The 23,658-nt window shown below is 69.0% G+C and carries 24 protein-coding genes; 8 read left to right on the top strand and 16 right to left on the bottom strand.

The genetic code is table 11. The annotated features are described in order from the left end of the window. Nucleotides 1–19: 19 nt before the first annotated feature. Nucleotides 20–436: a PIN domain-containing protein gene (locus tag AB4Y74_RS12465; protein WP_441799389.1), complete on the bottom strand. Its 417-nt coding sequence runs from the start codon at nt 434–436 to the stop codon at nt 20–22. Beyond that, the gene (locus AB4Y74_RS12470) at nt 433–696 is read right to left on the bottom strand and encodes a hypothetical protein (protein WP_441799390.1); all 264 of its coding nucleotides are present in this window, start codon (nt 694–696) and stop codon (nt 433–435) included. The genes AB4Y74_RS12465 and AB4Y74_RS12470 overlap by 4 nt, the downstream gene beginning before the upstream one ends. Nucleotides 697–764: 68 nt before the next feature. On the opposite strand from AB4Y74_RS12470, the gene purU reads away from it, so the two are divergent. The 3 genes from purU to nagA all read left to right on the top strand — a co-directional run bounded on the left by purU (nt 765) and on the right by nagA (nt 3,251). Continuing rightward, entirely contained in the window at nt 765–1,628 is an 864-nt protein-coding gene (purU, locus tag AB4Y74_RS12475) for a formyltetrahydrofolate deformylase (protein WP_441799391.1), read from the top strand. A 106-nt stretch (nt 1,629–1,734) separates the two neighbouring features. Further along, entirely contained in the window at nt 1,735–2,097 is a 363-nt protein-coding gene (locus AB4Y74_RS12480) for a YrdB family protein (protein WP_441799392.1), read from the top strand. After that, nucleotides 2,094–3,251 carry an N-acetylglucosamine-6-phosphate deacetylase gene (gene nagA / locus AB4Y74_RS12485; RefSeq protein WP_441799393.1) on the top strand — a complete coding sequence of 386 codons (1,158 nt, stop codon included), beginning with the start codon at nt 2,094–2,096 and terminating at the stop codon, nt 3,249–3,251. Before AB4Y74_RS12480 ends, nagA begins: the two co-directional genes overlap by 4 nt. Nucleotides 3,252–3,372: 121 nt before the next feature. Here the strand turns inward: nagA and nagB are convergent, their stop codons facing one another. From nagB to AB4Y74_RS12525, 8 genes are all read right to left on the bottom strand, one after another. Continuing rightward, nucleotides 3,373–4,158 (bottom strand): glucosamine-6-phosphate deaminase, encoded by a 786-nt coding sequence (nagB, locus tag AB4Y74_RS12490; protein ID WP_441799394.1) that lies wholly within the window; start codon nt 4,156–4,158, stop codon nt 3,373–3,375. Then, a complete protein-coding gene (locus tag AB4Y74_RS12495) occupies nt 4,158–5,054 on the bottom strand; it encodes an ROK family protein (protein ID WP_441799395.1) in 897 nt (298 codons plus the stop codon). Before AB4Y74_RS12495 ends, nagB begins: the two co-directional genes overlap by 1 nt. Next, nucleotides 5,051–6,628, bottom strand: a complete 1,578-nt coding sequence (gene nagZ / locus AB4Y74_RS12500) for a beta-N-acetylhexosaminidase (protein ID WP_441799396.1) — start codon at nt 6,626–6,628, stop codon at nt 5,051–5,053. Before nagZ ends, AB4Y74_RS12495 begins: the two co-directional genes overlap by 4 nt. Next, on the bottom strand, nt 6,625–7,533 hold the full coding sequence (locus AB4Y74_RS12505) for a carbohydrate ABC transporter permease (RefSeq protein ID WP_441799397.1): 909 nt from the start codon (nt 7,531–7,533) through the stop codon (nt 6,625–6,627). The genes nagZ and AB4Y74_RS12505 overlap by 4 nt, the downstream gene beginning before the upstream one ends. Further along, nucleotides 7,530–8,486: a carbohydrate ABC transporter permease gene (locus AB4Y74_RS12510; RefSeq protein ID WP_441799398.1), complete on the bottom strand. Its 957-nt coding sequence runs from the start codon at nt 8,484–8,486 to the stop codon at nt 7,530–7,532. The genes AB4Y74_RS12505 and AB4Y74_RS12510 overlap by 4 nt, the downstream gene beginning before the upstream one ends. A gap of 90 nt (nt 8,487–8,576) precedes the next feature. Continuing rightward, nucleotides 8,577–9,926: an extracellular solute-binding protein gene (locus AB4Y74_RS12515; RefSeq protein WP_441799399.1), complete on the bottom strand. Its 1,350-nt coding sequence runs from the start codon at nt 9,924–9,926 to the stop codon at nt 8,577–8,579. 71 nt (nt 9,927–9,997) lie between these two features. Then, complete coding sequence (locus AB4Y74_RS12520; protein WP_441799400.1) at nt 9,998–11,179, bottom strand: ROK family transcriptional regulator; 1,182 nt, start codon at nt 11,177–11,179, stop codon at nt 9,998–10,000. A gap of 68 nt (nt 11,180–11,247) precedes the next feature. Beyond that, nucleotides 11,248–12,123 carry a serine hydrolase domain-containing protein gene (locus AB4Y74_RS12525; RefSeq protein ID WP_441799401.1) on the bottom strand — a complete coding sequence of 292 codons (876 nt, stop codon included), beginning with the start codon at nt 12,121–12,123 and terminating at the stop codon, nt 11,248–11,250. Nucleotides 12,124–12,190: 67 nt separating this feature from the next. Between AB4Y74_RS12525 and AB4Y74_RS12530 the strand changes: the two genes are divergently transcribed. After that, on the top strand, nt 12,191–12,982 hold the full coding sequence (locus tag AB4Y74_RS12530) for an SDR family NAD(P)-dependent oxidoreductase (protein ID WP_441799402.1): 792 nt from the start codon (nt 12,191–12,193) through the stop codon (nt 12,980–12,982). A gap of 222 nt (nt 12,983–13,204) precedes the next feature. Here the strand turns inward: AB4Y74_RS12530 and AB4Y74_RS12535 are convergent, their stop codons facing one another. Next, nucleotides 13,205–14,419, bottom strand: a complete 1,215-nt coding sequence (locus AB4Y74_RS12535; RefSeq protein WP_441799403.1) for an NADP-dependent isocitrate dehydrogenase — start codon at nt 14,417–14,419, stop codon at nt 13,205–13,207. Nucleotides 14,420–14,565: 146 nt separating this feature from the next. On the opposite strand from AB4Y74_RS12535, the gene AB4Y74_RS12540 reads away from it, so the two are divergent. The 3 genes from AB4Y74_RS12540 to AB4Y74_RS12550 all read left to right on the top strand — a co-directional run bounded on the left by AB4Y74_RS12540 (nt 14,566) and on the right by AB4Y74_RS12550 (nt 15,872). After that, the gene (locus AB4Y74_RS12540) at nt 14,566–15,018 is read left to right on the top strand and encodes a GNAT family N-acetyltransferase (protein ID WP_441799404.1); all 453 of its coding nucleotides are present in this window, start codon (nt 14,566–14,568) and stop codon (nt 15,016–15,018) included. Next, nucleotides 15,002–15,373, top strand: coding sequence for an MGMT family protein (locus AB4Y74_RS12545; RefSeq protein ID WP_441799405.1), 372 nt, complete (start codon nt 15,002–15,004; stop codon nt 15,371–15,373). The genes AB4Y74_RS12540 and AB4Y74_RS12545 overlap by 17 nt, the downstream gene beginning before the upstream one ends. A gap of 76 nt (nt 15,374–15,449) precedes the next feature. Then, nucleotides 15,450–15,872 (top strand): hypothetical protein, encoded by a 423-nt coding sequence (locus AB4Y74_RS12550; protein ID WP_441799406.1) that lies wholly within the window; start codon nt 15,450–15,452, stop codon nt 15,870–15,872. Between the two features lie 37 nt (nt 15,873–15,909). On the opposite strand, the gene AB4Y74_RS12555 is transcribed toward AB4Y74_RS12550, so the two are convergent. Genes AB4Y74_RS12555 through AB4Y74_RS12565 form a run of 3 tightly spaced genes read right to left on the bottom strand, consistent with a single transcriptional unit; the run spans nt 15,910 to nt 18,773 of the window. Beyond that, entirely contained in the window at nt 15,910–17,733 is a 1,824-nt protein-coding gene (locus tag AB4Y74_RS12555) for a sensor histidine kinase (RefSeq protein ID WP_441799407.1), read from the bottom strand. A 4-nt stretch (nt 17,734–17,737) separates the two neighbouring features. Further along, on the bottom strand, nt 17,738–18,421 hold the full coding sequence (locus AB4Y74_RS12560) for a response regulator transcription factor (RefSeq protein WP_441799408.1): 684 nt from the start codon (nt 18,419–18,421) through the stop codon (nt 17,738–17,740). Nucleotides 18,422–18,425: 4 nt separating this feature from the next. Then, nucleotides 18,426–18,773 (bottom strand): response regulator, encoded by a 348-nt coding sequence (locus tag AB4Y74_RS12565; RefSeq protein ID WP_441799409.1) that lies wholly within the window; start codon nt 18,771–18,773, stop codon nt 18,426–18,428. 179 nt (nt 18,774–18,952) lie between these two features. On the opposite strand from AB4Y74_RS12565, the gene AB4Y74_RS12570 reads away from it, so the two are divergent. Next, nucleotides 18,953–19,906, top strand: a complete 954-nt coding sequence (locus AB4Y74_RS12570) for a hypothetical protein (RefSeq protein ID WP_441799410.1) — start codon at nt 18,953–18,955, stop codon at nt 19,904–19,906. Between the two features lie 85 nt (nt 19,907–19,991). On the opposite strand, the gene AB4Y74_RS12575 is transcribed toward AB4Y74_RS12570, so the two are convergent. Both AB4Y74_RS12575 and AB4Y74_RS12580 read right to left on the bottom strand, forming a co-directional pair. Continuing rightward, on the bottom strand, nt 19,992–21,806 hold the full coding sequence (locus tag AB4Y74_RS12575; protein ID WP_441799411.1) for an ABC transporter ATP-binding protein: 1,815 nt from the start codon (nt 21,804–21,806) through the stop codon (nt 19,992–19,994). Beyond that, nucleotides 21,803–23,635 carry an ABC transporter ATP-binding protein gene (locus tag AB4Y74_RS12580; protein WP_441799412.1) on the bottom strand — a complete coding sequence of 611 codons (1,833 nt, stop codon included), beginning with the start codon at nt 23,633–23,635 and terminating at the stop codon, nt 21,803–21,805. Before AB4Y74_RS12580 ends, AB4Y74_RS12575 begins: the two co-directional genes overlap by 4 nt. Nucleotides 23,636–23,658: the final 23 nt, after the last annotated feature.

Below are 23,658 nucleotides of genomic sequence, written 5' to 3' on the forward strand. Positions count from 1 at the left end.
GCGCGTCAACAGCGGCGCGCTATGCGGCCCACGGGTCGACGACCGGTATGCCCACGCTGTGCAGCCCTCTGTCTCGCGTCGCAATCGCGTCGGCCTCGGCCGCGACCGCCGTCGCCGCGATCATGGCGTCCGGAACACTGATCGGTCGCCCCTGTCCGGCACGCAACGACCGCAGGTTCGCACACTCGGTCGCCGCGATCATGTCGAACTCCAAGACGCGCTCGCCGAAGAAGTCGATGGCTTCGAGCACCATCTCCGCCAGCTCATCGCTCTTCCGACCAGCAGGGCTGTTATTCACACCCTGCAACAGCTCGGCCACGGTGACAGTGGTGATGAAGTAGCTCTGCGAGTCGTGGGCGCTCCACCACGACACAACAGACGGATGCGGCTCGGCCTTGACGATCTCCGAGACGACGTTGGTGTCGAGCACGATCATTCGTCCGGTGACCCATCTGCGGCGTTCCTTTCGAGCCACGACGGGTCCCATCCAACCTCCGCGAATCGGCTTTGCAGATAGTCAAGAGAATCGATCGTCTGGACGCCGGCGAGCGGCTCGACACCCTGACCAGTGGCCGCCCTCATCAGGATGTATTTGGCTTCCCGTTCTGGCGCTCGACGTTTGGCCTGCGCTCGCGCGCGGATCACCTCATAGACGTCGTTGTCGATGTCGAGCGTGAGCGTCGTCTTCTCCACCATGGCCTCCTAATACATACATATGTCACATACGACTCAGTCTAACACTCCGCGCCCGCTACCCTGAACTGGTGACCGACTCCCCCGCCTCCAACCACTGGGTGCTGACTTTCAGCTGCTCCGACCGTCCCGGCATCGTGCACGCGGTGAGCGGCGCGATCGTCGCGGCCCGGGGCAACATCACCGAGAGCCAGCAGTTCGCGAGCACCGACACCGGGCGTTTCTTCATGCGGCTGCAGGTGGAGTCGGACGCGGGACGCGACGAGTTCGAGCAAGCGCTCGCCCCCGTCGTCGAGCGGTTCGGGATGACGCACCGCGTCGACAACGTCGGCCGGCCGCTCCGCACGCTCGTGCTCGTGTCCAAGGCGGCGCACTGCCTCAACGACCTGCTGTTCCGCCAGCGCGCGGGCCAGCTGCCGGTCGAGATCCCGCTCGTGCTGTCCAACCACGACACACTGAGCGATCTGGCCGGCTTCTACGGCGTCCCGTTCGAGGCGCACGCCGTGTCCGACGCCGGGTCGAAAGCCGCCTTCGAGGCGCGCGTCCTCGAAGCGGTCGAGGAGCACGACATCGAACTGGTCGTCCTCGCGCGATACATGCAGATCCTCTCGCCGGAGCTGTGCGCACAGCTCGCCGGACGGGCGATCAACATCCACCACTCCTTCCTGCCCGGCTTCAAGGGTGCGAACCCCTACCGGCAGGCGCATGCGCGGGGCGTGAAGCTGATCGGCGCCACCGCCCACTTCGTGACGAGCGACCTGGACGAGGGACCGATCATCGAGCAGAACGTCGTGCGGGTCGACCACACCCAGTCGGTGCAGGAGCTCGTGGCGATCGGGCAGGACGAGGAGAGCCGCACGCTGACGCAGGCCGTCAAGTGGTTCGCGGAGGACCGGGTGCTGCTCGACGGCGCCCGCACGATCATCTTCCGCTAGCGGGGGAGCTTGGAGCAGCGCGAAGCGATGCCGCGACCCCAGCTCCGAGGGAGCCTGCGACCGAGGTTACGGAGCGCCGAAATGACGGTTCCCGTAGAGTGGACTGGTGACTTCCGCCCCCGAACAGCACGCCGCCGTCAAGGTGGGCGTCAACGATGTGATCCGGTTCGTGCTCGAGCTGTTCGCGATCGTCTCGCTGGGCCTCTGGGGCTTCCTGGCCTGGCCGCTCCCGTGGAACATCCTGGTCGGAATCGGCGCACCGGCGATCGCCATCCTGTTGTGGGCGCTCTTCCGCTCCCCTCGGGCGGTGCTCCACGTCGACGCGTTCGTGAAGGCGGTCGTCGAGATCGTGGTGATGGGTTCAGCAGCCTTCGCCTGGTGGAGCCTGGGCCAGCCCGTCGTCGCCATCGTGTTCGCGGTGGTCGCGACCGTGAGCGGCGTCCTCAACTGCCGGCGCGAGTTCGCATGAGCCGCCTCGTCGTCCACAGTGCCCGCAAAGTGGATGCGGACGGGCGGGTGGATGAGTTCTGGTTCGTCGCCGACGGCGCCCACCTCACCGCGACCGGCTCGGGCGCGGGATGGCGGGAGGCGGCCGCCGACGCATCCCCCGGCGATCGGATCATCGACGCCCAAGGACACTGGCTCACCCCCGGCTTCATCGACCTGCACTGCCACGGCGGCGGCGGGCACCCGTACGACGACGGCATCGACGAGATGCGCGCGGCCCTGGCCACGCACCGCGCCCACGGCACCACCCGCTCCCTGATCTCGCACGTCGCCAATCCCCTCGCAGCCCTTCGGGAGAGCCTCAGCATCGTCGCCGAGCTCACCGCGACCGACCCGCTCGTGCTCGGCTCCCACCTGGAGGGGCCGTTCCTCGCCCCGGAGCGGCGCGGAGCGCACGACGCGCGCTTCCTGCGCGAGCCGCAGCCGGAGGCGGTGGAGGAACTCATCGGTGCGGCGCGCGGCACCCTCCGCACGGCGACCATCGCACCCGAGCTGCCGAACGCGCTCGAGTCCATCGGCGTGCTCATCGAGGCCGGCGTGGTCGTCGGCGTCGGCCACACGGCGGCCGACTACACCCAGGCGGCGCGGGCTTTCGAGGTGGGCGCGCGGCTGCTGACCCACGCGTTCAACGCGATGGAGGGCATCCACCATCGTGCTCCCGGGCCGGTCATGGCCGCGATCGAGAACCGGGACGTGACCCTCGAGCTGATCCTCGACGGCCTGCACGTGCATCCACCGGTCGCCGGCCTGCTGTTCCGCGAGGCGCCGGGTCGCGTCGCCCTGGTGACGGACGCGATGGCGGCGGCGGGCGCGAGCGACGGCGACTACCGCCTCGGCGACCTCAACGTGACGGTGCACGACGGCCTGGCAGTGCTGTCCGGCACACACACCATTGCCGGCTCCACCCTGACTCAGGATGCGGCCCTCCGTAACGCCGTGACCCTGGTGGGCGTGGATCCGGTGGACGCGGTGACCGCCCTCACCCGGACGCCCGCGCGCGTGCTCGGCGAGGACCACCGCTTCGGTCGTCTGCACACCGGCTACGTCGCCGATGCCGTGCTCCTCGACCACGAGTGGCGCGTGCGCACGGTCATCGCCGACGGCTCGGTGCTCTAACGGGGCTGCGTCCGCCGGTCGTCAGCTGCGACTGCGCCTCTTCGGAACGTCTGCTGTTGCGCGCCCGGGGGCAAACGCGACCAACGACCGCACACACGCACCGCTGCCGCCGCCGCCGCCGCTAGAGCGTCTGCCAGGACGGCTTGTTCGCGTACGCGTACCGGTAGTAGTCGAGGTTCCGCAAGCGCGACGCAGCGGCCTCGTCGACCAGCACGGTGACGTGCGGGTGGAGCTGCACAGCCGAGCCGGGGTTGGACGCCGACACCGGTCCCTCCACGGCACCGGCCAGCGCCTCCGCCTTGCCCTCACCGAAGGCGAGCAGCATCAGGTGACGCGCACGCATGATGGTCGACAGGCCCTGCGTGATGCAGTGCATCGGCACGTCGTCCTCCGACGCGAAGAAGCGCGCGTTGTCTTTCCGCGTCTGCTCGGTCAGCGTCTTGACGCGCGTGACCGACGCGAACGACGAGCCCGGCTCGTTGAACCCGATGTGCCCGTCCGTCCCGATTCCGAGCAGCTGCACATCCACCCCGCCCGACTCGGCGATGGCCTTCTCGTAGTCGGCGCCGGCGTGCTCGATGCCGTCGAGCGAACCGTTCGGCACGTGGATGAGCGACGGCGTCAGTCCGAGCGGCTCGACGACCTCGCGCGTGATGACCGCACGGTACGACTCGGGATGCCCCGCCGGGAGGCCCACGTACTCGTCGAGGGCGTAGCCGCGGACGTGGGACATGTCCACGCTCCGCTCCCGGATGCCGCGCTCCAGCGCCCGGTACACCGCCAGCGGAGTCGAGCCCGTCGCGAGCCCGAGCACGGCGTCCGGCTTGGTGGCGATGAGGTCCAGGATGCTGCGCGCGGCGAGGTCGCCCGCGGAGTCCTGGTCGGGGACGACGACGATTTCGGCCATCAGTTCTCTCCTACGAGTGCCGCACCCAGCGCGGCGACGGGGGTTCCTTCGGGGACGAGGCGCACCCGCCCTGGCAGGTCGAGCGACGCCAGGAACGGCGACGTGCGCTCCCAGTCGTGCAGCACCTCGTGGACGTCGCCGAGCAGGCGCTCCCCCAGGTGGCTCAGGCCTCCCCCGATCACCACGGTGGCGGGGTCGACGGTGAGCACGAGGACGCGCACCGCGGCGGCGATGCCCGCTGCCAGCCTAGCCGTGATCGCCTGCGCGTCGCGGTCGCCGTCGGAGGCAGCAGCGAAGACCGCGCGCACCGGGAGCGGGTCGTCGGTGGGCCACTGCCGCGCCACGCCGGAGCCGCTTGCGACGGTCTCCAGGCAGCCGCGCTGCCCGCAGGCGCAGACCGGACCCGCCGGGTCGACCGGCAGGTGACCGACCTCGCCGGCGATGCCGGTGCTGCCACGCCACAGCCTCCCGTCGACGACGATGCCCGCCGCCATCCCGGTCCCGAGGTTGAGGAACGCCATCGTGCCGGACAGGCCCAGGAGGTGGTAGGCGCCGAGCGCAGCAGCCTTGACGTCGTTCTCGACCCGGACGCCGACGCCCAGCCGGCCGGCGAGCATCCCGCCCAGCTCCAGCCGGTCGAGCCCCAGGTTCACGGCATGGGCGACATGCCCGGAGGCGGTGTCGACCATCCCGGGCACGCCGATCCCGATCGACTGGAAGGCGGCGGGCGCCAGGCCGGTCAGCTCCCCGATGCGCGACACCGCCGTGACCGCGGTCTCGACGACGGCGTCGTGGCCGAACCCCGTCGAGAGCCGGATGCGCTGGGTCAGCATCCCGCGCTCGTCGACGGCGACCGCGTCGGTCTTCGTTCCGCCGATGTCGATGCCGAGCCTCACGACCGGTGTCCGAGCAGTTCCAGCAACGCGCGGCCGACCAGCCGCGACGCACCGAAGGTGGCGATGTCGGCGTAGGCGCGATCGTCGCTCGGCCAGCCCATGTCGACGACGAGCACCCGCTCGCGTTCGGCGCGCAGCCGGTCGATCGCCGCGCGGGCGAACGCGCGGCGGTGGTTGTCCTTGCCGATGACGAGCACGGGCGACTGCGCGGCCAGCACGAGGTCGGGATGGTCCCCCTCGGTGAACAGCACCATCGGATTGCCGGCGAAAGCCGCGGCCCAGGGACTCGTCGGCTCGGCCTCGACCTCCGCGAACGGCCCCCAGGGCGCCGTGCCCACCGCGATGTTCGCCACCGTGTCGATCCGCACCACCGAGTACGTGCCAGCGTTCGCCTCCAGCCACTCCGCCGCATACGCGCTCACATCGAACGCCCGCTGCGCCGCCCGCACGTCCTCCTCCTCCACCCGGCTCCCGGCCCCCGCCATCGAGTCCGCAATGACTGCACGCGACACGCCGTGGAGGCCGTCAGTCTTCGCGGACTCGACGGTGGGGCTGCCGGCAGAGGAGGCGAGGGCGCGGACGCGGACGGCGGCGCCGGCGAGGCGGCGGGCGGAGAGCCGGGCGTCGGAGACGGCGGCGGCGATGGCGTGCTCGATCGCGGCGAGCTGCTCGTCGGTGTTCTCGGTTCCGATGCACAGCAGGTCGCAGCCTGCGGCAAGCGCCAGCACCGCCGCCTCGGGGATGCCCCGCTCCCCACTCGCACCGTGCATGTCGAGGGCGTCGCTGACGACGACGCCGTCGAAGCCGAGCTCGCCGCGCAGCATCCCTCCGATGATCGCCGGGCTGAGCGTGGCGGGGAGGGCGGCATCCAGCTGCGGCAGCAGGATGTGGGATGTCATGACCGCCCGTGCCCCCGCCTCGATGACCGCGCGGAACGGCACCAGCTCGCGCTCGCGCAGCTGCGCCGCCGACAGGTCGACCACGGGCAGTTCGAGGTGGGAGTCGGCGCCGGTGTCGCCGTGGCCAGGGAAGTGCTTTGCCGCGACCGCTACCCCGGCGCTCTGGAGGCCGCGCGTCCACGCCGCCCCGTGCTCGGCGACCACCTGGGGCGACGTGCCGAAGCTGCGCACGCCGATCACCGGATTGTCGGGGTTGGAATTGATGTCGATGTCGGGCGCGAAGTCCAGGTTGACGCCCGCGCGCCGCAGTTCGTCCCCCACCCGGCGGGCGACCCGCTCCGTGTACGCGACGTCACCGAGCCGGCCCAGGATGGCGTTGCCGGGATACGGCGAGCCGCTCTCGTAGTACAGCCGCGTGACATCCCCGCCCTCCTCGTCGATCGCGACGACTGCGTCCGGGTTGGCCGCGTAGATCGCGTCGGTGAGGGCGCGCAGCTGCTCCGCCGAGGCGATGTTCTGGCCGAACAGGCACACCCCGCCGAGCCCTTCGCGCAGTCGCGCCGCGAGCCACTCGGGGAGCGTCGTCCCGACGAACCCGGGCAGCAGCGTCGCCGCGATGCTGTGGCGCAGGTCCGGGTCGGTCAGTGCGGTGTCGGCGACGGACGCGCCGGTCACCCCTTGACCGCCCCGCTGACGAGGCCGCTCGTCATCCGCCCCTGCACGATCAGGAAGAAAATGATGACGGGCACCGCGACCAGGGTCGACGCCGCCATCACCTGGCCCCAGTCTGTCGCGCGGGAGGCGGACTGCTGAACGAAGCCCCGAAGCCACAGCGGCAGCGTCGCGCTGCTCGACTGCGGAAGGATGACCAACGCGACGGTGAACTCGTTCCAGGCCTGCAGGAAGGCGTAGACGCCGGAGGCGACCAGCCCCGGCGCCAGCAGCGGGAACGTGATCCGCAGGAACGCCTGCGTGCGGCTGAGCCCATCCACCATCGCGGCCTCTTCGAGGTCGGCCGGGATGCCGGCGACGAAGCCGCGCAGCATCCAGATCGTGAACGGCACGACGGCGGCGATGTACAGGATGCTGACGCCGATCACGCTGTTGAGCAGGCCGAGCGTGCCCATCAGCTTGTATTGGGCGATGAACAGCCCCTCCGCCGGCAGCATCTGGATGAGCAGAACCGCGAGCACGAAGGACCGCCGACCGCGGAAGCGGAAGCGGCTGATCGCGAGCGCGGCGAGGAACGCGAACGCCAGGCAGAAGACGACCGTGATCAGTGCGACGGCGACGCTCATCCCGAGCGCCGGGAAGAACGTCCCGCCGTCGACGACCGCGCTGAAGTTGTCGAACGAGCCGCCGAACGGCAGCCAGGTCGGCGTGGTGTTCTGCAGCGTGACGTTCGGCAGCAGCGACGAGTTCACCATCCAGTAGACGGGGAACACCCAGATCAGGGCGAGGACGATGCCGAGGGCGCCGAGCAGCACGCGCGAGACGCGGATGCGGCGGCGGTTCCGCGGGCGGCCGGCGACGGCGGTCGGCCGGGTGCCGGGTTTACGGAGCGAGGGCGCGGCGGTCATGATTCGTCCTCCTTGAGCAGGTGGCGCACGTAGAACCAGCTGAGGGCGACGGTCAGCACGAGCACGAAGACGCTGACGGCGCTGGCCATCGCGAAGTCGCTCGAGCCGACGCCGAGCTGGTAGATGTAGGTGCCGAGCAGGTTGGACTCGCTGGCGATGGAGCCCTTGTCCTGCAGCAGTTTGATCTGAGCGAAGACGCGCAGATCCCAGATGATCTGCAGGAGCAGGACGATGCCGAGGACCGGCCGGATGATCGGCAGGATGATGTAGCGCAGGCGCTGCCATCCCCGGGCACCGTCCATCTGCGCCGCCTCAAGCACCTCCGTCGAGACTTGCGTGAGTCCCGCGTAGACCGAGAAGGCGACGAAAGGGACGCTCATCCAGGTCACGATGACCATCGCCACGAAGAAGAACGAGAGCGGGTTCTGCAGCCAGTTGTGGTCCTGGAAGTCGAGTCCCCAGGATGTGAGCGTGTAGTTGACGACGCCGCGGCGCCAGTCGAACAGCCAGTTCCAGACGGTCATCGCGGCGACCACGGGCATGGCCCAGGCGAGCAGCAGGGCGATCTGCAGGATGATGCGGACGGCGCGGCCGACGACGTTCATCAGCAGCGCCATCCCGACGCCGATGATCACGGTGACGAACGCCGTCACCAGGCAGAAGGCGATGGAGCGGGCGACGACCACCCAGGTGTAGCCGTCCGAAAACAGGGTGATGTAGTTCTCGAACCAGACGAAGTCAGCCGGCTTGCCGAACTGCTGGGCCAGCCCGAAGTGCTGCATCGAGGTGATCAGCTGCCACACGACGGGGTAGCCGAGCGCGACGAGCAGGATGATGATGGCCGGGAGCACCAGGCCGTACGGCGTGATCCTCCCGCGGCGCCGGCGGGGCTGGTCGGCCGCTGGCCGTGGTGGCTCCGGCAGGATGAGGCGAGTGTCCTCAGTGGCGGTCACGGACGTCTCCTTGGGTATTCCGTAGGACGCAACACGCCGCACCGGTCAGTGCCGACACGGCGTGTTGCGTCCCAACGGTTCGAGCGGTGGTCAGCTCTTGACGTTCAGCAGAGCGTCGATCTTCTTGTCATACTCCTGCGCCAGCGCCTTCAGGTCGGAGGCGTCGCGGATCTTGGAGAAGAACTCCTCCATCACGTTGCCTGCCTCCACCGAGGCCCAGCCGGGAGCGGCCGGGGTCAGCTTGGAGTTCGAGGAGGACTCGATGAGCGCCTTCGCGAACTGGTCGTCGCCCAGCGAGGAGGTGTACTTCGAGTTCGCCGGGCCCAGTCCGTTCTGGCCGAGCATCTCCTGGTACTCCTTCGAGAACATGATCTTCAGGAGCGTCTTCGACAGTCCCGGCTCCTTGCTCTTCGCCGAGATGCCGATGTTGGAGCCGCCCGCGAACACCGGTGCCGGCTTGCCGTCGTTGCCCGGGAGCACGAAGGTGCCGAAGGTGGCGTCGTTCCAGGTACGCGTCGGCTTGCCGTCGTCGCCCTTCCCGAGGTCGCCGATCGACCAGTGAGCCCATCCCGGAGCCATGATGGTGGCGGCGGCCAGGGCGGTGTCACCGGTCTTGTTGCCGTCGGCATCGAGGGTCTGGTCGGTGTCGTTCAGGTAGATGTACTGGTTCGAGTCCTTGGCGTCGTTCGGCGCCTTGGATGCGTTCTTGTACAGGTCCTGGAGCTGCTGGAGGCCCTTCAGCGAGTCGTCCGACTCGAGGGTGGCCTTCCACTTGTCGCCGTCCTTCGTGGCGATGTCGCCGCCGTTGGCGAAGATCCAGGAGATACCGTCACGCCAGTCCTGACCGCCGAGGAAGAAGCCGGAGAAGTTGTCGATCCCCTTCGGGTTCTTCGCCGTGATGTCCGCGACGTTGGTGTTGAACTGGTCGAGCGTCGTCGGCACCGAGACTCCGGCCGCCTGGTAGACGTCCTTGCGGTAGAACATGTAGCGCGAACCGAAGTAGTACGGCAGCGTGTAGTTCTTGCCGTCCACCTTGCCGGCCTCGACGAACGACTGGAGCAGGTCGCTTCCGCCGAGCTCCTTGTACATGTCGGAGATGTCGAGGAACGCACCCACGTTGGTGAACGTCGGCGACTGGGTGTTGCCCATCTCCGTGACATCCGGCGTGTTGTTCGCGTCGGGCAGCGCCGTGGTGAGCTTCGTGACGATGTCTCCCCAGTCCTGCTGCTCGATCTTGAGGGTCGCCCCGGTCTCCTTGTTGAACTCCGTCTTCAGGTAGTTCCGCAGCTTGTCCGGGGTGTCGGAGCCGACGAGCCACAGGGTGACCGTCTTGTCCTTGCCGTCGGTGCTGGCTCCGGTGGAGCCGCCCGAGGCGCATCCGGCGAGCACGAGAGCGGAAGCAGTAGCCACAGCGGCGAGGCCGACGAGCTTTCTCTTCATGGCTGTTCCTTTCGTAATGTTGGGACTCTTGTTGGTAGGGATATGGAGCTGATCGACGGGGTGACGCTCTGTCACGAGACCCCGAGTCGTCCGGAGAGGACGAGAACGGCCGCGCCGCGCAGGACGATGTCCTGCCCCTGCGTGGTCATCCGGAGGGACAGGTCGGCGTGGTTCTCCGCCATCGTCCGATTCCGGAGCGTGTGGACGGTCGCCTCTGCGAGGGGGCCGTCGAGCAGTTCGGTCGGGCCGCTGAGCACGATCTCCGACAGGTTGAGGGCGCCGACGACCGGCGCGAGTGCGATGCCGAGGCGCTGCCCGGCCTCCCGCAGGATCGGCGTCGCATCCACCCCGGCGGTCTGGGCTTCCCGGATGCCGCGCTGCAGCTGCGGGACGCTCAGCCAGTGCTCGAGCACCTGGTCGCGGTTGTACGTCGTCTCGAGCCCCAGGTCGGTACCGACCATGACCTGGCCGATCTCGCCTGCCGCGTAGTGACTGCCGTACACGAGCGCGCCCGCGACGAGGAGACCTGCGCCGATACCGTGACCGACGCGGATGAGCATCATGTCGCCGGCTGCTCCCCCGTACGTGTGTTCGGCGAGGGCCGCGGCGTTGGCGTCGTTGGCGACGATGACCGGCAGGCCGGTGCGAGAAGCGAGGAGCTGCTGGAGGGCGAGGCCGGTCCAGCCGAGGTTGGGAGCGGTGAGGATGGTGCCGCTCAGGTCGACGACGCCCGGTGAGCCGACACCGACCCCGAGGATCGGGGTGGTGGCTGCGGCGACCAGCCGGTCGACGAGTTCCTCGACCTTGCCGAGCGCATCCTGTCCGGTGGCGGCACGGCCGTCGTGGTCGGCGAGCATGATCTCGGCCGACGCGATGATCACACCGTCGAGGTCCATGACGGCGCCGCGGAAGCGATCGTGGTCGCTGAGGTCGACGCCGATGATCTGGTGGGCGCTGCGATTGATATCGAGGAGAACGGCCGGCTTGCCCGGACGGGCGGATTCGCGCTGGCCCAGCTCGATGACGAGCCCCTCGGCGAGGAGCTCGGCGACGAGGTCGGAGACCGTCACCCGGGTGAGGCCTGTCTCGCGGGCGAGGTCCGCACGGCTGCGCTCCCCGGACCGGTAGAGCGTCTGGAGGACGAGCGAGCGGTTATGACCGCGTGCGTGTTCGGGGAGTACCTTCACGCGCGGCCGGAGCACACGCCCCGGGCCCAGCCCGCCGGCGCTTCCTTGCACCTCCGTCGTCGTCATGTTTGTTAGTAAAGCTTACGAACAAATGAAATGCAAGAGACGAAATGAAGTCGTTACACGACGACGGCTCAGGCGAGAAGCGCCTCGTGAGCGAGCTCCAGCAACCGAGCGGTGCGGAACTCCTCGTGCGCCGTCACGGTGAGTACGGCGCCCCGCTCGTCGTCGACGACGACGTACTGGCCGTAGCGCCCGTCGAACCGCCAGAGCCCGGACGGGCCCTCCCAGACCGCGACACCGTACCGATCGGTCGCCGGGTCCTCCCCCGTGTCGCGCCAGTCCGCGTGCATCCCGTCGATCCAATCGGCACTCACGATCCGCTGTCCCCGCCACTCGCCCCGGTCACGCAGCACGCGGCCGATGCGGGCGAGCTCCCCGGTGCGCAGCTGCAGCCCGGTCCCCGCGACGATCCAGCCCAGCGGGCACCGCATCCACTGCGGGTTGTCGATCGCGAGCGGGTCGAAGAGGCGCGGAAGCAACCAGTCCCGCACGTCGCCCACGGCGGAACCCAGCATCCGCATGGCGACGTAGGTGCTCGCATCGGTGTACTGGAAATGCGCGCCGGGCCCGCGGGTGGGGCGCCCGAGCATTTCTTGCGCGAGATCGCGCCCTGGGACCGGCTGGTCGCCGAACCACACGAAGTCGATGCCGCTCGACATGGTCAACAGGTGCCGGAGCGTGACCTGGTCGACACCGTCGCCGAGCTCCAGGCCCGGAAGCGCCTCCGACACGGTCGTGTCGAGCGACAGGATCCCCTCGTCGACCGCAATCCCGGCGGCCAGGGCGCTGACGCCCTTCGACACCGAGTAGAGGTTCTCCCGGTCGTCGCTGCGCCAGCGGTGCTCCGCCTCGTCCTCCCCGACGAGGGCGTGCACTCCGTACGCACCCAGTCCCTCTCGGTCGACGGACTGGACGAAACGGTGGAGCAGCGCATCCGCAGCGGTCATGGGTCCATTCTGGCGCGCCCGAGGAGGTCGTCACACCGCGTGCGACGACGCGGATTAGGCTCCAGGGATGACCGCCTCGCCCGCCCCCGCATCCACCCGCTCGCCCTTCTCGCTCGCCGGTTCGCGCGCCCTCGTCACCGCGGCGAGCCGCGGGCTGGGCCGTGAGATCGCACTCGAGCTCGCCGGGCAGGGCGCCGACGTGGTACTCGGCGTCCGCGACCCCGCAGGATCGGCCGCGCTCGTCGACGAGTTGCGCGCGTTCGGCGTGGCGGCGACGGCGATCAGGATGGACGTGCTCGACCTGGCCGCGAGCCGCTCGGCGATCGACGCGGCGACTGCGGAGCTTGGCCGGATCGACATCCTCGTCAACAACGCCGGCGGTGGGATCGACGCGCCCGCCCTGGAGGTCACCGAGGACGACTTCGACCACGTCTGGCAGCTCAACGTGCGCTCGACGTTCTTCCTGTCGCAGCACCTGGCCAAACACATGCTCGCGAACGGGGGCGGTTCGATCGTCAACGTCGCGTCCCAGGCTGGACTCGTGGCATTGCCGGGCGAGGCATCGTACTGCGCCGCCAAGGCCGCGGTGGTGCACCTGACGCGGTGCCTCGCGGTGGAGTGGGGACAGTACGGCATCCGGGTCAACGCGGTCGCGCCCACCTTCATCGAGACGGACGGCACGTCGTCCGCGCTCTCGGACGACGCGTTCCGCGCCGACACCGTCGAACGGATCGCCGCGCTCCACCGGATCGGCGAGCCCCGTGAGGTCTCCGGGGCCGTGGCGTTCCTGGCGTCTCCCTCCGCCTCCCTCATCACCGGCCAGACCCTCGCCATCGACGGCGGCTGGACCGCCCGCTGACCCAGGAGCGCCGATGGAGGCCATCCGCCTCCACCTCCACCTCCACCTCCGCCCACTGCGAAGGAGATTCGGCAGCATTCCGTCCGAATCTCCTGCACGTCTGCTAATCGAAGGAGATTTCGGCCCACTTCTCCTTCGTTTTGGGAGCGGGTCCTTCGCAACTCGACGCGGAAGCGCGAAAGGCCCGGCGGACGTGGTCCGCCGGGCCCCCAAACCCAGAGGTCAGGCCATGCGGGTCTTCAGGTTCTCGGCGATCGCGTCGAGGAACTCCTCGGTGGTGAGGAACTTCTGGTCGGGGCCGACAAGGAGTGCGAGGTCCTTCGTCATCTTGCCCTCCTCGACCGTCTTCACCACGACATCCTCGAGGGTGTGCGTGAAGTCGATGAGCTCCTGGTTGCCGTCGAGCTTGCCGCGGTGCGCGAGACCGCGCGTCCAGGCGAAGATCGAGGCGATCGGGTTCGTCGAGGTCGGCTTGCCCTGCTGGTGCTGGCGGTAGTGACGGGTGACCGTGCCGTGCGCGGCCTCCGCCTCGACGACAGAGCCGTCCGGGGTGGTCAGCACCGAGGTCATCAGGCCGAGCGAGCCGAAGCCCTGCGCGACGGTGTCGGACTGCACGTCGCCGTCGTAGTTCTTGCACGCCCAGACGTAGCCGCCCTCCCACTTGAGGCTGGATGCGACCATGTCGTCGATGAGGCGGTGCTCGTAGGTGAGGCCGGCCGCGTCGAACTTCTCCTTGTACTCGGCCTCGAACACCTCCTGGAACAGGTCCTTGAACCGGCCGTCGTACGCCTTCAGGATGGTGTTCTTGGTGGACAGGTAGACCGGGTACTGACGGTCGAGGCCGTAGTTGAACGAGGCACGGGCGAAGTCGCGGATGGACGCGTCCTGGTTGTACATCCCCATCGCGACGCCGGCGCCGGGCGCCTGGTAGATCTCGAAGGACTTCGCCTCGCCGCCGTCGGCCGGCTGGAAGCTCATCGTCAGCGTGCCTGGGCCGTCGAAGACGAAGTCGGTGGCGCGGTACTGGTCGCCGAAGGCGTGACGGCCGATGACGATCGGCTTGTTCCAGCCCGGCACCAGCCGCGGGATGTTGGAGATGATGATCGGCTCGCGGAAGACGACGCCGCCGAGGATGTTACGGATGGTGCCGTTCGGGCTCCGCCACATCTTCTTCAGGCCGAACTCCTCGACGCGTGCCTCGTCGGGCGTGATGGTGGCGCACTTCACGCCGACACCGTGCTTCTGGATGGCGTGCGCCGCATCGATGGTGATCTGGTCGTCGGTCTCGTCGCGCTTCTGGATGCCGAGGTCGTAGTACTCGAGGTTCACATCGAGGTACGGGTGGATGAGTGAGTCTTTGATGGCCTTCCAGATGATGCGAGTCATCTCGTCGCCGTCGAGTTCGACGACCGTTCCGTCAACCTTGATCTTGTCCATGGTTCTCCTGTGGTGTCTGCGTTCCAAGCCGACGACAGCTTACCCGAGCGCGGCAACTATCTTGACATCGAGACAGTTTTCTCTCGGCAAACCGTCGGTTGCGGACAGAGCTATGCGGCGTCACTCGCGCACGTTACCCTTTCGTCATGGCTGAGTTGAGACTGGAAGAGTTGAGCGCGCGGACGGTCGTGGCGGCGAACGCCCTGACACTGAAGCCGGGTCAGGAGCAGTTCGTCGCTCCGGTCTCCTACTCGGCGGCAGCCGCCGTCGTCGACCCGAACACGTCCTGGCAGCGTGTGGTCCTCGACGGGGATGAGGTCGTCGGCTTCATCATGGGCAACTTCGACCCGAACGCCGAGCACGACGAGTTCAAGGCCATCCTCTGGCGCATCAACGTCGACGCCGACGACCAGGGCCGCGGCATCGGCACCTTCGCCGTGCACGCGCTGGCCGATGAGGCCCGCGCGCGCGGCCACGAGCGCCTCTACGTCATCTGGGAGTCCGGCGAACTGGGCCCGGAGCAGTTCTTCCTGCGCAGCGGCTTCCTGCCGGTCGGCGAGACCCAGTACGGCGAGACGATCGGTGCGCTCGATCTCTGACACCCCCTCCAGCGACGAGCGGAGCGACGGTCGGGACTCCTTCGTCGAGCGCGTTCTCGAGGTCGTGGACGCCATCCCGCCGGGCCGTGTGATGACCTACGGCGACGTCGCGGCCACCCTCGGCTCCCGCGCCGCGCGCATGGTCGGCCAGATCATGGCGTACTACGGGAGCGACGTCCCGTGGTGGCGAGTGGTCCGGGCCAGCGGCCATCCGCCCGTCAAGCACGAGCACATCGCGCTCCAGTACTACCGGGCAGAGGGGACGCCGTTGCTGGGCGTCGGAACGGCGGCGTATCGCGTCGACCTCCGGGCGGCCCGATACGATGACGCACGGGATCATTCCTCCGACCGATGAACCACTCAGATCCGTAGTGTTCACTTCGTAAGAGACGTTTGTCCACTTTTCTTGTCCACCGTTCCCTGGAGCTGCCGTGCCCCGCATCCGAACCGCCGGAGTCATCGCGACGACGTCCGCCCTCGCCTTGGCGCTCTCCGGATGCTCGGTGCTGACCGCGTTCGAACCGCACGTCTCCGCCGAGATCTTCGACACCGCCAAAGACATGAAGGCCGCCAACACCTCCGTCTTCGGCTCCCCCTCGTTCGTCCCGGACGACGCGACGGTCATCCGGATCGACTACGACACGCAGGACGGGTCGGCGATCATGACCTACACGTCGAAAGCTCACCTCGCGCCGAATACGTGCACGAAGGCGACAACGCCGCCGAAGCCGACCATCCAGGACAGCTGGTGGCCGGTCGACGGCATCCCGCCGCAGGTCGGGGACTGCGGCAAAGGCTGGACCGTCTTCGCGATCGGCGACCAGGTCTGGGCCGCCAAGGCCGCGACCAAGTAACCGCCGCGTTCAAGCCGCGCACCGCGCGCCCGCGAGCTCAGGCAGCGACGGGGATGGTCAGCTCGATGATGGTGCCGAGCCCCTCCACCGAGCGCACGTCCGCTCGACCGGACACCGCCTCCACCCGGTCGCGCACCCCCTCCAGCCCGCCACCCGGCTCGATCTTCGCGCCGCCCTGCCCGTCGTCCTTCACGAGCACCGTGACGGTCGCGTCGGCGCGGGCCACGGCGACGGAGCAGTTGCGGGCGCCGGAGTGCTTGGCCGCATTGGCGAGGCATTCGGACACGCAGAAGTAGATCGTCTCCTCGACCACCTCCGGCAGCCGCTCGCTCAAATCGACGTGCACCTCCACCGGCAGGTGGCTGCGCAGACCGAGTTCCTCGATGGCCGACCGCAGGTCTCCGTCGGTGAGCACCGTCGGGTGGATGCCGCGGGCCAGTTCCCGCAGTTCGCGGAGCGCGTCGGCGAGCTGACCGGAGGAGCGCTGAAGGTCGCCCGCGAGCTCCTCGTCGCCACGCGCCTCCGCCTTGGCGGTGGCGATGCGCAGACTGATCGCGAGGGAGACCAGCTGCTGCTGGCTGCCGTCGTGGAGGTCCCGTTCCAGTTTGCGGCGCGCGAGGTAGCCTTCCTCGACGATGCGGAGGCGCGACTCGCGCAGCTCCTGGATGGTGCGCTCGAGCCGCGCGCGCAAGCGATCGTTGTCGACGGAGAGCAGCAGCGCCGACGAGACCGCGTCGAGCAGTCGGTCGTCCTGGCTGAGCGCCACGTCGTGCTCGATGAGGGCGATCGGCCCCTGGTCGGAGTCGATCGCGAGCGTCGACCTCCCTGGGCGCTCGGTGGGGACCGCCGCCGGCGCGGGTTCTCCGTCGCCGGTCTGGTACCTCTGCAGCGGCTCATCCCACCAGAACACCCGCAGCGACGTGTCGTGCAGAGTGCGCGCGAGGCTCGACTCCCACAACGCCCGGTCGACCTTGTCGCGGGCCACGATGACGAGATCGGCGACGCGCGAGCGGAGCCCCCTGGCGTACAGCACACCGCCCACGAAGGCCGGCGGGATGAGCGCGATCGCGATGGGCGGGATGAATTGCAGCCATCCCCCGTCCCAGTCCAGCGCGAAGCTCAGCGAGTCCTGGATCGTGCCGTAGCACCACAGCAGGATCGCGAGCGGCATCACGAAGGCGACGCGACGCGCGGGCAGCGAGCTGGTGAACCAGCGCGCGATCAGACGCGCAGCCACCGTGAGCATGAGGGCCAGGCCGACGAAGCGCCAGCCGATGCCCAACCAGAAGTCCGCGGTCTCGCTGGGGAGCACCGCGTAGGGATTGGCCATGCACCCGCATTGTGCCGGGTCCGGCGACGAGAACAGCAGGATACCGGCCAGGCGGATGGCAAACGCTACAGTCACCGCGAGCACCAGTGCCCTGTCGAACCGCGCAGTCAGCCGGCCGCTGGGGTAGCAGAGCACGAGGACGCCGACCAGCACCGCCCAGAGGTCGGTGACCCCCGCCACCCACGGCCAGACCCATCCCCACTGCCGAACCAGCGGGTACCAGGCGCCGGCCGACCAGAACAGCGCGGCCCCGACCATGAGCCAGCCCGGGATGGGACTCTTGACCAGCCGCCAGGCGACCACGGCGCAGATGATGTAGTCCAGGGCGACGGTGATGAACACGATCGCCCAGCCCGCTCCGGAGGGACGCGGACCGTAGTCGTTCGTCATGGCGCTCAGAAGCTGGGCGAGCACATTGGAGGCGACGGCAACGGTCACGGCGAGCGCCCGCACCGCGACGCGGACGGCGTGCGGGCGCGCCACGGGGCTCACCGCGTCGGTGCGTGCGAGATCCGGCCGCGCGGCGACCACGAGCTCAGGCTTCCCGGCCGAGGAAGCGCAGCACCGCGAGCACGCGCCGGTGGCCCTCCGCGGAGTCCTCCACGTCGAGCTTCGCCATGATGTGCCCGATGTGCGACTCCACCGTGCGCAGGCTGAGGTGCAGGTCGCCCGCGATGCCGGCGTTCGACTTGCCCTCGGCCATCAACCGCAGGACGTCCCGCTCGCGGGTGGACAGGGACTCGACCGCCGCCTCCGAGGAACGCGCCGACACCAGGAGCTGCACGACCTCCGGATCGACGATGGAGCCGCCCCGCGCCACGGTGCGGACGGCAGTGACGAGCGTGTCGGCGTCCGCCACGCGATCCTTCAGCAGGTAGCCGGTCCCGCTGCCGGCGCTCATCGCCCGGATCGCGTACGCGGCCGTCGTGTACATGGAGAGCAGGAGGACGCCCGCCTGGGAGCCGCCGGCCCGCAGCCGCTCGAGCGCGCGCAGGCCTTCGTCGGTGTGCGTCGGCGGCATCTTGATGTCGAGGACGATCGCGTCGACCGCGCCATCGGCCTCGACCGCATCGAGGAGCTCCTCGGCCGTGTCGACGGATGCGACGACGTCCATTCCACCCGCGCGCAGGATCTGCCCGATCCCTTCGCGCAAAAGCACTGCGTCGTCGGCGACGGCCACCCGGAGCGCGTGAGAACTATCTGTCTGTCCCCCGCTCACGCGCTTACCTTAGCAGGCTGCGGATCGCCTCACCGGTCAGCTCGTCTTTGTTGATGAAGCCCTCCGCGCCACTGTCGACGACCCGCCTGCCGTAGTCGGTCGCCGACCGGCTGGAGGTGAGCACGACGGCCGCCCCCGTAGCTCGCATCGCCGGCACGATGTCGAAGCCGCTGGCGTCCGGGAGTCCGACGTCGAGCAGGACGACATCGGGCGCGAGACGTCTGCTCAGCTCGACCCCGCCGGCTGCGGTGTCGCTGTCCCCGACCACGGTGAACCGCTCCAGGCGCAGGAGCTCGGCGGCCTGAGCTCGGAACCGCTCGTGGTCGTCGACGATCACAACACGGAGGGACATGAGTTCATCTTCACCGCACCAGCCCGGTCATTCATCCGTGCCTCCACGCAATCGGAATGAGGTGACCCCCCTGATGCGGGCCACATCCCGCCGGACGAGCATATGAGACAACCTCACCAACCCGAATGCTGAGGCGGCCGGCCCGCTGAACCGGACCGAATCCACCCGAGGAGAGAGCGATGTCCATCGCGACCCGAACCGCCGACCCGACCGGTATCGCCGCGATGCACGCGGCGACCGGGGCGGTCGCGGTGGACGATCTCCCTCCCCTCTCCAGCGGTTCCGGGCGGCGCCGCACGGCGCCGGTCGTCGTGATCGATCTGCCGCGCGTGGCGCAGCGGTTCCACGAGCTGCGGGCGGCGCTGCCGTGGATGGACGTGAGCTACGACGTCTGCGCGCTCGCCCATCCCGCGCTCCTGTCAGCACTCGTGACGGAAGGCGCCGGCTTCGTCGTCTCGCACGATGCCGGAATCGACGCGCTGCGGCGCACTGGTGCCGACCTCGGCCGCGTGCTGCACGCGACGCCCGGTGCGCGTTGGCCCCAGCGTCGCACCGCATGGGCGGCGGGAGTGCGACGGTTCGTGGTGGACGACGCTCGAGACCTCGACGCCTTCGCCGTCGCGCCCGTGGGGACCTCGGTGCTTCTCCGGCTCGACCCAACCGACGCCGTCGAGGCTGCCGGGCACGCGAATGCTCTCGGCATCCACGTCGCGGGACTCTCGCTGCGCGTCGCACCGGATGCGGGCGCCGGCGACGTGCTCGATGCGGTCCAGGCCGCGATGGCTTCTGGCACACGGATCGCGTCCATGACCGGCCGCCCCCTGGCGTCGCTCGACCTCGGCGAGGCGCTCTCGGGGCCGTTCGCCGGCCGCCCGGGGCAGGTCGCGGAGCTCGGGCGCAGCATCCGCTCCCTCGTTGCGCCGGTCACCTCCCGCGTCCGCGTCTCAGCGTCGGCGGGACGCGCTATCGCGGACGACGCCATCACCATCGTCGCGGGCGACGCCGAGCGTTACGCCGACGCCGCGACCGCCAGCCGCTACATCGACGCCGGCGCGGAGGTCCTCGTCCTCCGCCGGCGCCGCCGAATCCCGCGTCCGTCCCGCGCGCGGTCGACCTGGTCCCCAGCGGGCTGACTCAACCCCTCACCCACTGGAGACAGGCGGAGGGGACCACGGGAAGGCTTCCCCGCGGTCCCCTCCGGAACGCCGTACCGTCCGGCTACACCAGCGAGTCGCGCCACGCGGCGTGCAGCTGGGCGAAGCGGCCCGTTCCGGCGATGAGGTCGTCGGGCGTGCCGTCCTCCACGACGCGGCCGTGCTCCATCACCAGGACGCGGTCGGCGATCGCGACGGTGGACAGGCGGTGGGCGATGATCACGGCCGTCCGGTCCGCCAGCAACGTCTGCAGCGCCTCCTGCACCAACCGCTCGCTGGGGATGTCCAGCGAACTGGTGGCCTCATCCAGGATGAGTACCGCCGGGTCGGCCAGGAACGCCCGGGCGAAGGAGATCAGCTGCCGCTGACCCGCCGACACCCGGCCGCCTCGCTTGTTCACGTCGGTGTCGTAGCCGTTCGGCAGACCCGAGATGAACTCGTGGGCGCCGACCGCCTCCGCCGCGTGCACGATCTCCTCCCGTGTCGCGTCCGGCTTGCCGAGTGCGATGTTGTCGGCGACCGATCCGCTGAACAGGTACGCCTCCTGGGTGACCATCACGATCGCCCGGCGGAGGTCCTTCGGGTGCAGGTCGCGCAGATCCACGCCGTCGAGCTGGACGGAGCCCTCGCTCGGGTCGTAGAACCGCGAGATCAGCTTCGCCAGGGTCGACTTGCCCGCACCGGTCGACCCGACGAGAGCGACCGTCTGTCCGGCCGGGAGGTCGAGTGTGAACTCCGGCAGGATGACGCGGTCCTTCTTGTAGGCGAAGGTGACGCGGTCGAACCGCACGTGCCCCTGCGCCGACCAGAGGTCGACCGGCTTCACCGGATCGGGGACGCTCGGCTCCTCCTCCAGCACGCCCGAGATCTTCTCAAGCGCTGCCGCAGCCGACTGGTAGGAGTTGTAGAACATCGCCATCTCCTCCATCGGGTCGAAGAACCGGCGCGTGTACAGCAGCACCGCGAGCAAAACGCCGATCGCGAGCTGACCGTCGGCGACGCGGAAGCCGCCGACGAGCAGCACGACGCCGACCGTCACGTTGCCGATCATCACGAGCCCGGGGTCGAAGATCCCGAACAGCTGGATGACCCGCGCGTTGACGTCGCGGTACTCCTCGACGAGGCCGCCGAACTCCTTCTCGTTGCGCTTCTCCTTGCGGAACGCCTTGACGGCGCGGATGCCCGTCATCGTCTCCACGAAGTGCACGATCAGCTTCGCCGACGCGACCCGCGAGATGCGGAACAGCACCTGCGAGCGCTTCTGGAACCAGCGCGTCAGGAAGTACAGCGGAATCAGCGAGCCGAGCAGCACCACTCCGCTCGTCCAGTCGATCGTGAACAGCGCGATCGCGATGAACAGCATGTACAGGAAGCCCTGCACCAGCTGATTGATACCCGAATCGAGCAGCTCGCGAATGGAGTCGAGGTCACTCGTCTGCCGGGAGATGATGCGCCCGGAGGTGTACGACTCGTGGAACTCCAGCGAGAGCTTCTGCGTGTGCAGGAACACCCGCTTGCGCAGGTCGATCAGGATGGCCTGACTGATCCGCGCGCTCAGCACCGTGTACCAGGCGATCAGTACGGCCCCGATCACACCGGTGATCAGGTAGGCGATACCGGCCGCGGCGAGCGGGAACCAGTCCTGCTTGAGCAGTGCGGGCAGGCCGTTGTCGATGCCGAATGCGATGATCGCCGGCCCCGCCACTTGCGCGGCGGTGCTGATGACGACCACGACAGCGGTCAGCCACAAGCGCGTCCGCAGCGGGTTCAGCAGCGAGCCGAGCAGCCGCAGCGAGCGACGACGGACCTGCCGGCTCTCCTCCTTGCTGAGGTCGTTGCGCTCTTCGCCTTCGACGCCCAGCACAGTCGTGGTGCTCACAGGTTCACCTCCTCGAGGATCTCGTCGTTCTCCTCGTCCTCCAGGCTGGAGATGACGAAGCGGTAGTGCTCGCTGGTGGCGAGCAGGTCGTGGTGGGTGCCCACGGCGGTCACGCGACCGTCTTCGAGCAGTGCCACCCGGTCGGCGAGCATCACCGTGGACGGGCGGTGCGCGACGATGAGGGCGGTGGTGGATGCGAGCACGCGTCGCAGCGCAGCCTCCACCAGTGCCTCGGTGTCGACATCGAGTGCGGACAGGGGGTCGTCGAGTACCAGGACGCTGGGGTTGGCCGCCACCGCGCGAGCGAGAGCGAGGCGCTGCCGCTGACCGCCGGAGAGGCTGAGCCCCTCCTCGCCGACCTTCGTCTCGACGCCCTCCGGCAGGTCGTACACGAAGCCGGCCTGCGCCACTTCGAGCGCCTCGGTGAGCACGCGTTCCGCCTCCGCCGACGCCGGGTCGAGGTCGTCCCGGCCGAGCAGGACGTTGTCCCGCACCGACGCGGAGAAGAGGGTCGCATCCTCGAACGCCATAGCGATCGCCTTGCGGAGGTCGTAACGCGTGAGGTCGCGCACGTCCACGTCGTCGATCTTCACCGCGCCGCCCGTCACGTCGTAGAGACGCGTCGTCAGGGCGGTCAGAGTCGACTTGCCCGAACCGGTCAGTCCGACCAGAGCCATCGTCTCCCCCGGCCGCACTGTCAGGCGGATGCCGTCCAGCAGGTCGGGGAAGCGCTCCGGGGAGTCCTGGTAGCGGAAGTGCACGTCGTCGAAGACCAGTTCGCCCCGCGGATCGGTGATCTTCACCGGTTCGGCCGGATCGGTGATCGTGTTGACCTCGTCCATCACCTCGAAGAAACGGTCGGCAGCAGTGCGCGTGTCGAACGTCATCGAGAGCAGGAAGCCGATCGACTCGATCGGGAAGCGCAGCACCGTCGCGGTGGCGAAGAACGCAACCAGCTCACCGACCGAGAGTTGCCCCTGCGCCGACAGCCACACGCCGACCACCAGGCTGATGCCGAAGGCGATATCGGGGACGAGCAGCAGCCACAGCCAGATGCCGGCGATGGCCTTCGCCTTCTCGATCTCGGTGCCGCGCAACTGCTCCGCCTGCGACTCGAAGCCCTTCAGCGCGTGCTTGCCGCGCCCGAACGCCTTGAGCACGCGGATACCGTGCACCGACTCCTCGACCGCCGTCGCGAGGTCTCCGGCCTGGTCCTGGCTGCGTCGCGCGATGATCGAGTACTTGTTCTCGAAGACGAAGCCGTAGATCCACAGCGGGATCGAGCACACCAGGAAGATGAGTCCGAGGATCCAGTTCCACCCGATCAGGATGGCGAACCCGACCACGATCGTGACGACGTTCACGACCAGCAGCACGATGCCGAAGGACAGCCAGCGGCGGATCATGCCGAGGTCGCTGACCGCGCGCGACAGCAGCTGGCCGCTCGGCCAGCGGTCGTGGAAAGCGACCGGCAGGTCCTCGAGCTGCTCGTACAGCGCGTTGCGCATCCGCGCCTCGACGTGGGTGCCGGGCGTGAGGACGAACCAGCGACGCAGCGAGATGAACACCGCTTCGGCGGCACCCAGCCCGACCACCAGCAGCGCGGCAGGCCAGACCGCCGACGGATCGCCCGTCGAGAGCGGGCCGTCGACCAGCCAGCGCAGCACCTGCGGGATGGTCAGCGCGACGAGGCTCGCGAGCAGCGCGGCGACCATACCGAGCACGATGCGGGGCGCGGCCGACTTGGCGAACGGCAGGATGCGCAGCAACGTGCGCACGGTGCTCTTCCGCTGGATGTCGTTGTTCTTCTGTGCCTGACCGACAGACATGGGTCTTCCGTTTTCTGTAGAGA

Source organism: Leifsonia sp. RAF41 (assembly GCF_052114085.1).
Lineage (GTDB): Bacteria > Actinomycetota > Actinomycetes > Actinomycetales > Microbacteriaceae > Leifsonia.

Coding starts and splice junctions, on each gene's coding strand:
- AB4Y74_RS12465 (WP_441799389.1), bottom strand. CDS start 436: ATGATCGTGCTCGACACCAACGTCGTCTCGGAGATCGTCAAGGCCGAG.
- AB4Y74_RS12470 (WP_441799390.1), bottom strand. CDS start 696: ATGGTGGAGAAGACGACGCTCACGCTCGACATCGACAACGACGTCTAT.
- nagA (WP_441799393.1), top strand. CDS start 2,094: ATGAGCCGCCTCGTCGTCCACAGTGCCCGCAAAGTGGATGCGGACGGG.
- nagB (WP_441799394.1), bottom strand. CDS start 4,158: ATGGCCGAAATCGTCGTCGTCCCCGACCAGGACTCCGCGGGCGACCTC.
- AB4Y74_RS12505 (WP_441799397.1), bottom strand. CDS start 7,533: ATGACCGCCGCGCCCTCGCTCCGTAAACCCGGCACCCGGCCGACCGCC.
- AB4Y74_RS12515 (WP_441799399.1), bottom strand. CDS start 9,926: ATGAAGAGAAAGCTCGTCGGCCTCGCCGCTGTGGCTACTGCTTCCGCT.
- AB4Y74_RS12520 (WP_441799400.1), bottom strand. CDS start 11,179: ATGACGACGACGGAGGTGCAAGGAAGCGCCGGCGGGCTGGGCCCGGGG.
- AB4Y74_RS12525 (WP_441799401.1), bottom strand. CDS start 12,123: ATGACCGCTGCGGATGCGCTGCTCCACCGTTTCGTCCAGTCCGTCGAC.
- AB4Y74_RS12530 (WP_441799402.1), top strand. CDS start 12,191: ATGACCGCCTCGCCCGCCCCCGCATCCACCCGCTCGCCCTTCTCGCTC.
- AB4Y74_RS12535 (WP_441799403.1), bottom strand. CDS start 14,419: ATGGACAAGATCAAGGTTGACGGAACGGTCGTCGAACTCGACGGCGAC.
- AB4Y74_RS12540 (WP_441799404.1), top strand. CDS start 14,566: ATGGCTGAGTTGAGACTGGAAGAGTTGAGCGCGCGGACGGTCGTGGCG.
- AB4Y74_RS12565 (WP_441799409.1), bottom strand. CDS start 18,773: ATGTCCCTCCGTGTTGTGATCGTCGACGACCACGAGCGGTTCCGAGCT.
- AB4Y74_RS12570 (WP_441799410.1), top strand. CDS start 18,953: ATGTCCATCGCGACCCGAACCGCCGACCCGACCGGTATCGCCGCGATG.
- AB4Y74_RS12580 (WP_441799412.1), bottom strand. CDS start 23,635: ATGTCTGTCGGTCAGGCACAGAAGAACAACGACATCCAGCGGAAGAGC.